A 12332-nucleotide genomic window follows, 5' to 3' on the forward strand; every position below is an offset into this window, starting at 1 on the left:
CATCACGGACAGGTGTGCGAGATGTCCGCGCCGAGGGGATCACACCCGGTAGCCTCTCCAGCGGCGCCGCACGCGGGCGCCGCCTGTCGGCGCACGGATGGCGAGGGAGAACAGCCACACATGGCTGACCGGATCACGGTCATCGGATGGGACGGCACACCGCTCACCGAGGCCGCCGCCGCGGCCCTCGCCGCGGCCACCCTGGTGGCCGGCGCCCCCTACCGGCTCAAGGCCCTCCCGGTGCCGCCCTCCGCCGAACGCCTCGCCCTCGGCAGCATCCAGCTCGCCGCCCGCCGGATCGCCGCCCACCGCGGCGCCGCCGTCGTCGTCGCCGAGGGCGACCCCGGCTTCTTCGGCGTCGTCCGCACCCTGCGCCGCCCCGAATACGGCCTCGAACTCGAAGTCCTGCCCGCCGTCTCCTCCGTCGCCGCCGCCTTCGCCCGGGCCGGCATGCCCTGGGAGGACGCCCAGGTGGTCAGCGCGCACGGCGGCCGCCTGCGCCGCGCCGCCAACATCTGCCGCGCCCACCCCAAGGTCGCCGTCCTCACCGCCCCCGGCGCCGGCCCGAGCGAACTCGCCCTCATGCTCCGCGGCGTCCACCGCACCTTCGTCGTCTGCGAAGCCCTCGGCACCCCCGACGAGGACATCACCGTCCTCACCTCCGACCGGGTCGCCGACCACGTCTGGCGCGACCCCAGCGTCGTCCTGGTCATCGGCGGCAGCAGCGCCGGCGGCCCCGGCGGCGGACCGCGGAACGGCGCCGACGGCGAGGCCGCGGGCTGGCTCGCCGGACGCCCCGTCGGCTACCCCGGCCCCGATCGCGGCTGGGCCCTGCCCTCCGACACCTACACGGGCACCGGACGCACGCCCGGCGCGTCCGACACGCTCCCGGCGCACGTCCGCGCGCTCGTGCTCGCCCGCCTGGGGGCCCGCCCCGGCGACCTCGTCTGGACCGTCGGCGCCGGCAGCGGCGCGCTCGCCGTCGAGGCCGCCCGCTTCGGCGCGGCCGTCGTCGCCGTCGAGGCCGACCGCGCCGCCTGCGCCCGGATCGCCGTCAACGCCCGCCGCTACGGCGTCGAGGTCGAGATCGTGCACGGCCACGGCCCCGACGTCCTCGGCGGACTCCCCGAACCCGACGCGGCCGTCGTCGAGACCGGCGGCCCGGAGGCGGTGCGCGCCGTGCTCTCCCGCCGCCCCGAACGGGTCGTCGCCGTCGCCCGCACCCTCGCCGAGGCCGAGGAGGTCCGCCGCGTCATCGCCGGCGCCGGCTACCGCGCGGACGGCGCGCTGCTCCAGTCCGCGCCGCTGCTCGCGCCCGCTGGCGGTGGGGCTGCTGCCGGCGCCGACGGCGGGCACGGGCTGCGCCTCGGCGTCGGTGACCCGGGCACCTTCCTGCTCTGGGGTGCGCAGAAACCGTGAAGGCCCGGTGCCGCCGGGTGGTGATCATGGTGGGAGCCGGTGCCGATTCGCGCCCCCGCGTCCGCCCCGCGCGGCCGCCCCGACCCGGCGCGCACGGCCGCGCCGGACGGTGATCCAGGTCGCATCCGGACACTGATTCGGGAGGCGGCGGCGCCGGGCCGGTAATGTGGCGTCCGGGACGGCTGCGACGTCCGACAGTCCGCCCGATCCGGTCGGTTTGTCGCCTTTCTGACGTGGCGCAGACAGAAACGGTTCGGATCGTGGGCAATTCGACGGGCCGCCCGCCGGACCGGGAGAATGCCGTAGGGTCCGGTGCGGTCGTGCCGGTTGCTCCGGCCTGTCGTTGTTTCAGATGACGCGCCACCTCTCACGGGTGGTGCGCGGGCCGGGGTGCCGCAGCGCGCCGGAAGGACTTCGGCCGCAGCGCCTCGGCGCGGCGGCCGTGTGTGATTGAGGGGCGGGTCGGTGCAGGCCCGGCCCGTGCGGATGGGCGCTGCGGTCGGTGATCGTGTCGCCGAGGGCGCGGCAGCGGCCTGGAAGGAGCTTTGACATGACCGATGGCGGCCACGTCCCGAACGAGGGACTGCCGGAGCACCTGCTCGCCGGGCCCGACCGGCTCGGCGGCCCGGAGGGCGTCGCGGCCGTCGCACCCGTGCAGGGCGCCGTACCCGTACCGGGCGTCGCGCTGGACGGCTCCGCCGTCCTTCCGCCGCAGGGCGTCCCCGCCCACGGCGGCCTCCCCGGCCAGGTCCCCGGCCATGGCGTGCCCGCCCAGGCCGGGCCCGTCCTGGGCGACCCGCTCGGCGCGCCCGGATTCGCCCCTCCCGGATTCACCGCCCCCGGGTTCACCGCACCCGAATTTGCCGCACCCGAATTTGCCGCACCCGCGCCCGGCATGCCCGGCGCCGCCGGTGAGGGCTGGCCCGTCGACCAGGCCGCCGCCCCGCGCCCCACCTTCCACTTCGTCGACCAGCCGGACGGCCTCGACGAGGAGGAGGACGTCCTCCTGATGCCCGGCCCGCAGGGCTCCTGGGGCGAGCCGACGGTGCCCGGCACCGACCCGGCCGCCGACCCGCAGGCCCAGCCCGGTACCCCCGTCGAGCCGTCCTGGCCGCCGCTGGAGCCGCCCGCGCTCGGCGCCGATCCGGCCGCCGGCCAGCCCGGCCACGCTGCCCCCCAGGGCTTCCCGTCGGCCCAGGCCCCGCAGGCACCCCACCAGGGCGTGCCCGGCGCCCAGACCGTCCCGGCCCAGGCCCAGGGCCCCGAGCCGGTGACGGCCGCTCAGTCGCCGCGCCGCCCGCTGCACGCCGGCCCGCCGATCCCGGACCCGTCCCTGATGACCGGCCAGGTCCCGGTCCGCTCGCTCGCCGACCGCGGTCCCTCGACGGGCGGCACGCCGGCGCACGGGATCCCGGTGGTGCCGCTCGGTGTCCAGCCGGAGCCGCCGGTCGCGCCCGTCGCCGTCCAGGTGGCGCCGGTGCCGGTTGAGCTGGTCGAGCAGGCCGTCCCGCAGCCCGCCGTCGTGGCCGTTGAGGCTGTCGTCGAGGCTCCGGTCGAGGTCGCTGTCGAGGCTCCGGAGGCCGTCGAGGCCGCCGTGCAGGCGACTGCCCCCGCCGTGGCGCCGGAGAGCACCGACCCGGCCGCCCTCCCCGTCGAGCCGGTCACCGAGGCCGCTGCCGAGGCCCCGGCCGAGACCCCGGTCGGCGAGTTCGTCGTTGCCGAGGTCCCCGCCGCTGAGGTCCCCGGCGCCGAGTTCGCCGGCGCCGAGCTCGCCGGTGCCGACCAGCCCGGCGCCGAGGCGCAGGCCGGCGCCGGCCAGCCGCGCCGCATCTCCGCCTTCCTCGCCGCGCCGACCCCGCACGGCCTCCCGCAGGTCGAGCCGGTCGCCGAGCCCGTCGCGGAGTCCCTCGTCGAGCAGTCCGCCCCGGCCGCCGTCGGGACGGAGGCGGAGCAGTCCGCCCCCATAGCGCCCGCCGCCGACCAGGCCGTGCCCGCGGCGGAGGCCGCCGCGCCCGCCCCCGAGGTCGTCGCCGAGGTCGTCGCTGAGCAGCCGGTCCAGGTCGAGCAGGCCGTGGAGACGGTGGAGGCCGCCGAGCCCGTGGCCGACGCGCCCGCCAAGCCGGTCGCCCCCGTCGAGCCGGTCGTCGCCGGGCAGGTCGCTGTCGAGCCGGCGCCGGGGGAGACCCCGGCCGTCGAGCAGCCCGCCGCCGAGGCCGCCGTCGATGCTCCTGCCGAGGCCACGGCCGTGGCCCCGGAGGCCGCCGCCGAGACCGCCGCGGGCACCGGCGAGATGCCCTCCGGCCAGCCCGTCGCGGCCCCCGCGGACCTCCCGGCCGAGCCGGAGGCCGCCGAGGCCGCCGTTCCCGCCGAGGTTGTCGAGGCCGCCACCGAGGAGCAGCCCGCCGCCGAGCAGCCCGTTGCCGAGCCCGCCGAGGCCCCGACCGAGGCGGCCCCGCCCACCGAGGACGCGACCCCGGCCGAGTCGGCCGACACCGACGCCGCTGCGGCCCCCGAGCCCGCGGAGGTCGCCGAGCCCGCGGAGGTCACCGACGCCGTCGAGGTCACCGACGCCGTCGAGCCCGCCGAAGCGGTCGAGCCCGAGGAGCCCGCCGAGCCGCGCGGCCCCGCCGCCCCCGGCTACGACGACGCCGGCCGCGACGCCGTCCACCAGGTCATCCGCGAGCGCCGCGACATCCGCAACGGCTTCCGCCCCGACCCGATCCCGCACGAGGTGCTGATCCGGGTCCTGGAGGCCGCCCACACCGCCCCCAGCGTCGGCTACTCGCAGCCCTGGGACTTCGTGGTCATCCGCTCCGCCAAGACCCGCCGCAAGATGCACGAGCTCGCCGAGCGCCAGCGCGAGACGTACGCCGACTCGCTCCCCAAGGGCCGCGCGAAGCAGTTCAAGGAAATCAAGATCGAGGCGATCCTCGAGACGCCCGTCAACATCGTGGTGACCGCCGACCGCACCCGCGGCGGCCGCCACACCCTGGGCCGGCACACCCAGCCGCAGATGGCCCCGTACTCGGCGGCCCTCGCCGTCGAGAACCTCTGGCTGGCCGCCCGCGCCGAGGGCCTCGGCGTCGGCTGGGTGAGCTTCTTCGACGAGGAGGAGCTGGTCCGCGAGCTCGGCCTGCCCGAGCACCTGGAGGTCGTCGCCTACCTGTGCGTCGGCTTCGTCGACGCCTTCCCGGACGAGCCCGAGCTCCAGCAGCAGGGCTGGGCCAAGAAGCGCCCGCTGTCCTGGGTCGTCCACGAGGAGCAGTACGGCAACCGCGCCCTGCCCGGCGAGGAGCCGCACAGCGTGCTCTCCGAGACCCTGCGCGGCATCCGCCCGCTGGACGCCAAGGCGCTCGGCGAGGCCTGGGACCGGCAGAAGCGGATGACCAAGCCCGCCGGCTCGCTCGGCATGCTGGAGATCATCTCCGCCCAGCTCTGCGGCCTGTCCCGCAAGTGCCCGCCGCCGATCCCGGAGCCCGCCTGCGTCGCGGTCTTCGCCGCCGACCACGGCGTGCACGCCCAGGGCGTCACCCCCTGGCCGCAGGAGGTCACCGCCCAGATGGTGGGCAACTTCCTCGCCGGGGGAGCGGTGGTCAACGCCTTCGCCAAGCAGATCGGCACCGAGGTCTGCGTGATCGACGTCGGCGTGGCCTCCGAGCTGCCGGACGCGATCCAGCAGGGCCGCACCACCGGCCTGCTGCCGCGCAAGGTCAAGCCGGGCACCGACGACATGACCCAGGGCCCGGCGATGACCCGCGAGGAGGCCCTCAAGGCCCTCGAAGTCGGCATCGAGACCGCCCGCGACCTCGTCGCGGCCGGCAACAAGGCCCTGATCACCGGCGACATGGGCATCGCCAACACCACCGCGTCCGCCGCCCTGATCTCGGTCTTCACCGGCCTGGACCCGGCCGAGGTCACCGGCCGCGGCACCGGCATCGACGACGAGACCCACGCCCGCAAGATCGAGGTGATCCGCGCCGCGCTGGCCCTCCACCAGCCCGACCCGGCCGACCCGATCGGCGTCCTCGCCGCCGTCGGCGGCCTGGAGCACGCGGCCCTCGCCGGCTTCCTGCTCGGCGCGGCCAGCCTGCGCACCCCGGTGATCCTGGACGGCGTGATCGCCGGTTCGGCCGCGCTCGTCGCCAAGGCGATCGCCCCCGAGGTGCTGGCCGCCTGCATCGCCGGCCACCGCTCGGCCGAGCCCGGCCACCAGGCCGCGCTCGCCAAGCTGGGCCTGCGTCCGCTGATCGACCTCGACCTGCGGCTCGGCGAGGGCACCGGTGCCCTGCTGGCCCTGCCGCTGGTGCAGAGTGCGGCCCGCGCGATGCACGATGTAGCCACCTTCGACTCCGCCGGGGTCACCGAGAAGGCCTGACGCTCGTCCGCGCCGCTCCGTGCACCGGCCCGAGGGCGCGCCGGTGCACGGAGCGGCGCCGTACCCCCGCACATCCCCACCCGATCCAGGAGCACCGCCGATGACCGCGCCCACCCCTCACCCCAGCACCGAGGGCCGCACCCCGTACCCGGTCGGCCTGCTGCTGGCCGGCCGCCGCGTCGTGGTGGTCGGCGGCGGCCACGTCGCCCAGCGGCGACTGCCCGCGCTGCTCGCCACCGGCGCCGAGGTGCACCTCATATCGCCGGTCACCACCCCGGCCGTGCAGGCGATGGCCGACGCCGGGGAGCTGACCTGGCACGAGCGCCGCTACCGGGAGGGCGACCTCGCCGACACCTGGTACGCGCTGGTCGCCACCGACGACCCTGCGGTGAACACCGCGGTCAGCGCCGAGGCGGAGCGCGAGCGGGTGTTCTGCGCCCGCAGCGACGACGCCTCCGCCGCCACCGCCTGGACGCCGGCCAGCGGCCGCGACGCCGGGGCGACCGTGGCCGTCCTCACCGGGGACCCGCGCCACTCGGCCGCGCTGCGCGACTCGATCGTCGAGGGGCTGCGCGACGGTTCGCTCGCCGCCCGCCAGTACCGGGCGCGCGGGGCGGGGGTGGCCCTGGTCGGCGGCGGTCCGGGCGACCCGGACCTCATCACGGTGCGCGGTCGCCGGCTGCTCGCCGACGCGGACGTGGTGGTCGCAGACCGGCTGGCGCCGCGCGAGCTGCTCGCGGAGCTGCCGGAGCACGTCGAGGTGATCGACGCGTCGAAGATCCCGTACGGGCGCTTCATGGCGCAGGAGGCGATCAACCGGACGCTGGTCGAGCACGCGAAGGCCGGCAAGTTCGTGGTGCGGCTGAAGGGCGGCGACCCGTACGTGTTCGGGCGCGGCGGCGAGGAGCTGCTGGCCTGTGTCGAGGCCGGGCTGCCGGTCACGGTGGTGCCGGGGATCTCCAGCTCGATCAGCGTGCCGGCGGCGGTCGGCGTGCCGGTCACCCACCGGGGGATGACCCACGAGTTCACCGTGGTCTCGGGCCACGTGGGACCGGACGACGAGCGCTCGCTGACCAACTGGGAGGCGCTCGCGGGGATGACCGGCACCCTGGTGCTGCTGATGGCCGTCGACAAGATCGGCGCGATCGCGGCCCGGCTGATCGAGTACGGGCGCGCCGGCGACACTCCGGTCGCCGTCGTCCAGGAGGGCACCACCGCCGCGCAACGCCGCGTCGACGCCACCCTGGAGACCGTCGCCGCCACCGTCGAGGCCGAGCGGATCAAGCCCCCGGCCGTCATCGTCATCGGCGACGTCGTCAACGTCCTCACCCCCGGCACCTGAGCCTCCTTCCCTTCCCTCCCTTCGCCATCAGCACTTTGCAAATAGCTCCTATTTGCAAAGTGCTGATGCATACCCCCAGCTCAGCGGCCCTGATGCCCGACAACTCGGCGCTCTGCACTTTGCAAAGTTTGACTTTGCAAAGTGCAGAGAGGCCCCGCCCCGCATCACTCCAGCGGCTGCTCCGTCCAGATCACCTTCCCCGTGGACGTGTACCGCGTCCCCCAGCGGTCGGCGAACTGCGCGACGAGGAAGAGCCCGCGCCCGCCCTCGTCGGTGGTGGCCGCGTACTTCAGGTGCGGCGAGGTACTGCTCCCGTCCGACACCTCGCAGATCAGCGCCCGGTCGAGGAGCAGCCGGACCCGGATCGGCCCCGTGCCGTACCGGATCGCGTTGGTCACCAGCTCGCTCAGGATCAGCTCGGTGACGAACGCCACCTCGTCCAGCCCCCACCGCTCCAGCCGCTCCGCCACCGCGGCCCGCACCCCGGCCACCGCCGCCGGGTCCGACGGCACCTCCCACCGCGCCACCCGCTCCGCGGGCAGCACCCGGGTCCGCGCGACCAGCAGCGCGATGTCGTCCTGCGGCCGCGCCGGCAGCAGCGCCCCCAGCACGTCGGCACAGGTCTGCTCCGGCGTCCGCGCGGGCCCGGTCAGCGCCGCCCGCAGCAGCTCCAGCCCCTCGTCGATGTCCCGCTCGCGGTCCTCGACCAGCCCGTCCGTGTACAGCACCAGCCGGCTGCCCTCCTCGACCTCCAGCTCGACCGTCTCGAACGGCAGCACCGCGAGCCCCAGCGGCGGCCCGGTCGGCAGCTCCGGGAACACCACCGACCCGTCCGGCCGCACCAGCGCCGGCGGCGGGTGCCCGGCACTCGCCAGCGTGCACCGCCGCGACACCGGGTCGTAGATCAGGTACAGGCAGGTCGCACCCGTCACGGCCGCCGCCGCGCCGACCAGCGCCGACTCCTCCTGGTCTATCCGGTTCACCAGCTCGTCCAGGTGCCCCAGCAACTCGTCCGGCGGCAGGTCCAGCGTCGAGAAGTTGTGGATCGCCGTCCGCAGCCGCCCCATCGTGGCCGCCGCGTGCAGCCCGTGCCCCACCACGTCCCCGACCACCATCGCCACCCGCGCGCCCGGCAGCGGGATCACGTCGAACCAGTCGCCGCCCACCCCCGCCTGCGCCGGCAGGTACCGGTGCGCGACCTCCAGCGCGTTCTGCGCCGGCAGGTTGCGCGGCAGCAGGCTGTGCTGCAGGGTCACCGCCATGGCGTGCTCCCGGGTGTAGCGGCGCGCGTTGTCGATGCAGACGGCGGCGTGCGAGACCAGCTCCTCCGCCAGCGCGAGGTCGTCGTCCTCGAACGGCTCCTCCCGCTCGGTCCGCCAGAACCGCACCACTCCGAGCAGCACACCCCGCGCCTTCAGCGGCACCCGCACCAGCGAGTGCACCCCGTACGCCAGCGCCCGCGCGGCACCCTCCGGATCCTGCGCCCGCCACGCCTGCGCCTCCGCCAGCCGGGGCTCCACCCCCGGCAGCCCGCTGTCGAGCGCGCCCGCCAGCGGCGTCGACGGCACGACCTCCACCACCGTGCCCACCGGATAGAACGGCGCGTCGCCCCGCACCGTCGCCAGCGCGGCCCGCCGCATCCGCAGCAGCGCCGGACCGGACGGCGGCTCGTCCCCCTCCAGTACCTGCTCGGCGAGGTCCACCGTGACGACGTCGGCGAACCGCCCGACCGTCACCTGCGCCAGCTCCTCCGCCGTCCGCGTCACGTCCAGCGTGCTGCCCACCGTCACCCCGGCGTCGTACAGCAGCCGCAGCCGCCGCTGCGCCACCTCGGCCCGGCCGGTCAGCGCCAGCAACTCGGTGGAGTCCCGCAGCGTCGCCACCGAACCGGGCGGGCCGCCGTCCCGGTCCGTGGGGCGCACGTTCACCGCCAGCAGCCGCTCGCCGGCCAGCACGACCTCGTCGGTGACCACCCGCCCGTCCGCCAGCAGCTCCAGCGGGGCCGGCTCCAGGCCCAGCTCGGCGAGCGGACGGCCCTCCGCGTCCGCCGGCAGGTCGAGCAGCCGACGCGCCTCGTCGTTGCAGAGCAGCAGCCGTCCGTCACCGCCGACGATCAGCACGCCCTCGCGCACGGCGTGCAGCACCGCCGCGTGGTGCTCGTACATACGGGTCATCTCGGCCGGCCCCAGCCCGCGGGTCTGCCGTTGCAGCCGCCGGCTGATCAGCGCCGTCCCGCCGGTCGCCAGTGCGAGCGCGACCGCCGCCGCCCCCAGCACCACCGGGAGCTGCCGCTCGCTGGCACTGCTCACATTGGCGATCGTGATGCCCGCCGACACCATCCCCACCACCTGCCCGTCCGGCGCGCGCACCGGCACGACGGCCTGCACCAGCGGCCCGATCGTGCCGGTGACCTGCTCGGTCACCACCTGCCCCTGGAGTGCGGGCTGGTAGTCGCCGACGAACTTCTGGCCGATCCGCGCCGGGTTGGGGTGCGTGTAGCGGATGCCGTCGTTGTTGAGCACGACGATGAAGTCCACACCCGCGTTGACCCGCGCGGCCTGGGCCGAGGGCTGGAGGATCGCGGTCGGATCGGGGGAGCGCAGCGCCTCGACGATGCCCGGCGAGTTTGCGTAGGTCTGCGCGACCGCCACCGACCGGTTGGTGGCCTCCTGCTGCGCGTCGTTGCGGGACTGCACCACCAGCGCGACCACGGCGGCCACCACCAGCAACAGCACCACCACGACCTGCAACGCGAAGACCTGTCCGGCCACCGACCGCACCCGTACCGGTGCGGGCCGGGCCGTTCGTGTGTGCTGGTGCCGACCGTGTGGGCGCCCACCGGGGGAGGAGCCGGCGGCGGTACCGGTGGATCGGGTGGTGGAAGCGGAACCGTTCGCACCAGGGTCCGACGGAGCCCATGATCGGCCCGGAAAACGGGCCATACGTCATATTTGCACTCCGCGAGCCGACGGGCCAAGGCCACCCGTCACGGCCCTTGGGCCGGTTGGCCTTCCCCGGCCCGACTTGGCAAGATCGCAGGGTGTCCGAACCCAGCACCATCACCGACCCCGCCGACCCGCGCCTCGCCGACTACACCGGCCTGACCGACGTCGAACTCCGCCGCCGCCGCGAGCCCGCCGAGGGCCTGTTCATCGCCGAGGGCGAGAAGGTCGTCCGCCGCGCCCTCGCGGCCGGCTACCGGATGCGGTCGATGCTGCTGACCCCCAAGTGGCTGGACGTGATGGCGGACGTCATCGCCGAGGCCGACGCCCCCGTGCACGTGGTCGAACCGGCCCTGGCCGAGGCGGTCACCGGCTACCACGTCCACCGCGGCGCCCTCGCCTCGATGGAGCGCAAGCCGCTGCCGGACGCCGCGGAGGTGCTGGCCGGGGCCCGCCGGGTGGCCGTCCTGGAGGGTCTGGTCGACCACACCAACCTCGGCGCGATCTTCCGGAGCGCCGCCGCCCTCGGCATGGACGCCGTCCTGCTCTCGCCCGACTGCGCCGACCCGCTGTACCGGCGCGCGGTGAAGGTCTCGATGGGCGCCGTCTTCGCCGTCCCGTACGCCCGTCTGGACCCCTGGCCGGCGGCCCTGGACACGGTGCGCGCGGCCGGCTTCGACCTGCTCGCGCTGACCCCGGCCGAGACCGCCGTCGACCTCGCCGCCCTGGCCCCGCACCGGCTGCCCAAGGCGGCCCTGATGCTCGGCGCCGAGGGCGACGGCCGCACCCGGCGCGCCCTGGCCGCCGCCGACCACCTCGTCCGCATCCCGATGGCCCACGGCGTCGACTCCCTCAACGTCGGCGCCGCCGCAGCCGTCGCCTTCTACGCCGTCACCGCCACCTCCTGACCGCACCGGGCCCGCACAGAAAGTCGGCCCGCCCGACTTCCCGCGCCGCGCAGGGCGCACGGCGCGGTGGCACCCGGCGGTCGGACGGTAGCGGGCAGCGCACGGTCGCTCCGGCCGGTGATGACGGGGCGCGCACAGAAAGTCGATCCGCCCGACTTTCTGTACGGCACAGGGCGCACACGCAGGCCCGTGCGAGACGCCGCGCCCGCCCGGCGTCAGCCTGCCGGGGCGGTGGGCGGCGCGGGGGCGGCGGCGGGCGGCGGGGTGGCCGGGGGAGTGGTGGCCGAGCCGGGCCAGGACTCGTCCAGTGTGCCGTCCGCGCGCGGCGCGTAGCGGGTGGACGTGGCGGCCCCGGTCTGGGCGACCCGCTCCTCCCGGACCAGCGCGCCGTTGTCGAGCCGCCAGGTCGCGGTGGCCTGCGGATCCGCTGCCGAGGACCGCGAGGCGAGCGCCACCGGGGTGTCCCCGGTGAACGAGAAGAGCTGCACCAGGTCGACGGGCACCGACCCCTCCGAGCGCCGCAGGACGACCAGCGCCGCCGGCCCGCCCTTGTACCGGGCCGGGAGGACGGCGCTGAGCACGACCTGCGGTCCCGAGCCCGCCGAGCGGCCGTCCCGCAGGGTGATCGCCGGACCGCCCGCCGGATCGGTGTAGGAGCGGTTCGGCCAGTCGACCGTCGGGCCGGCGCCCTGCGCGGGTGCCAGCGCGGTGTCGCCGGCCACCGGGACGCCGCCGTGGGCCGCGGCCGCCGGCGGGCTGGTCGACGGCGCGATCCCGTCCGCCGAGAGCCCCGCCCCCGTCAGCGACGCCGCCGCCGGGGAGGACGCCGGCCCGGACGGCGTCACCGCCCCGGCCGGAGCCGCCGGCGCGCCGCCGTTCGGCTCCTCGCCCGCCCCGGCCGGACCCGGAGCCCCGGCCACCGCCGAGCTGCTCACCGAGGGCCGCATCCCCTGGTTGTCGCGGTTCTCGCACCCCTGCGCCGCCGCGATGGCCAGCGCCACACCCACCGTCACCACCACGAACACCACGAGCCGCTGCCGCAGCAGCCGCTGCCGGGCTGTCCCCGGACGTCCGCCGGGTGCGGTCGCGTGCTGCCGGTCACCCGCCCGTCCGCCGGCCCGTCCGCGCGGCGGACCCGGCCGCCGACCCCGCTCGCGGCCGGGCGGCGGGGTCTGCTGGCGCTCCCGCATCGGCCGGGTGGCCTGGACCGCGTCGGGCCGGGGGAGCGGCGCGGTGACCGCCTGGCTGCTGTCGTGCCCGGGGCCGGGCGCCCGCCGCACCGCGCCGCCGGGGGGTCCGCCGGGACGGCCGACCGCGCCGGCTCTGGCCCGGGCCGGCCCGGGCGC

At 76.5% G+C, this 12332-nt stretch carries 5 protein-coding genes and 1 pseudogene; 4 read left to right on the plus strand and 2 right to left on the minus strand.

The features are described 5' to 3' along the window. The first annotated feature begins 120 nt into the window (after positions 1-120). From cbiE to cobA, 3 genes are all read left to right on the plus strand, one after another. Positions 121-1419 carry a precorrin-6y C5,15-methyltransferase (decarboxylating) subunit CbiE gene (cbiE, locus tag ACFP3U_RS33500; RefSeq protein ID WP_380229530.1) on the plus strand — a complete coding sequence of 433 codons (1299 nt, stop codon included), beginning with the start codon at positions 121-123 and terminating at the stop codon, positions 1417-1419. Between the two features lie 550 nt (positions 1420-1969). After that, positions 1970-5794: a nicotinate-nucleotide--dimethylbenzimidazole phosphoribosyltransferase gene (gene cobT, locus ACFP3U_RS33505; protein ID WP_380229531.1), complete on the plus strand. Its 3825-nt coding sequence runs from the start codon at positions 1970-1972 to the stop codon at positions 5792-5794. Between the two features lie 100 nt (positions 5795-5894). Continuing rightward, on the plus strand, positions 5895-7136 hold the full coding sequence (gene cobA / locus ACFP3U_RS33510; RefSeq protein WP_380229532.1) for a uroporphyrinogen-III C-methyltransferase: 1242 nt from the start codon (positions 5895-5897) through the stop codon (positions 7134-7136). Positions 7137-7300: 164 nt separating this feature from the next. Here cobA and ACFP3U_RS33515 read toward each other — a convergent pair whose 3' ends face one another. Beyond that, a complete protein-coding gene (locus ACFP3U_RS33515; protein WP_380229533.1) occupies positions 7301-10078 on the minus strand; it encodes a SpoIIE family protein phosphatase in 2778 nt (925 codons plus the stop codon). Between the two features lie 98 nt (positions 10079-10176). Between ACFP3U_RS33515 and ACFP3U_RS33520 the strand changes: the two genes are divergently transcribed. Next, entirely contained in the window at positions 10177-10986 is an 810-nt protein-coding gene (locus ACFP3U_RS33520) for a TrmH family RNA methyltransferase (protein WP_380229534.1), read from the plus strand. 215 nt (positions 10987-11201) lie between these two features. Here the strand turns inward: ACFP3U_RS33520 and ACFP3U_RS33525 are convergent. Further along, positions 11202-12332, minus strand: a pseudogene (locus ACFP3U_RS33525) (hypothetical protein); the annotation flags it as partial.

The sequence above is a fragment of the Kitasatospora misakiensis genome, assembly GCF_042656005.1.
In the GTDB taxonomy this organism is placed as follows: Bacteria; Actinomycetota; Actinomycetes; order Streptomycetales; family Streptomycetaceae; genus Kitasatospora; species Kitasatospora misakiensis.

Excerpts from the sequence above, each read along its gene's own strand:
- cbiE (WP_380229530.1), top strand. The coding sequence starts at position 121 with ATGGCTGACCGGATCACGGTCATCGGATGGGACGGCACACCGCTCACC.
- cobT (WP_380229531.1), top strand. The coding sequence starts at position 1,970 with ATGACCGATGGCGGCCACGTCCCGAACGAGGGACTGCCGGAGCACCTG.
- cobA (WP_380229532.1), top strand. The coding sequence starts at position 5,895 with ATGACCGCGCCCACCCCTCACCCCAGCACCGAGGGCCGCACCCCGTAC.
- ACFP3U_RS33515 (WP_380229533.1), bottom strand. The coding sequence starts at position 10,078 with ATGGCCCGTTTTCCGGGCCGATCATGGGCTCCGTCGGACCCTGGTGCG.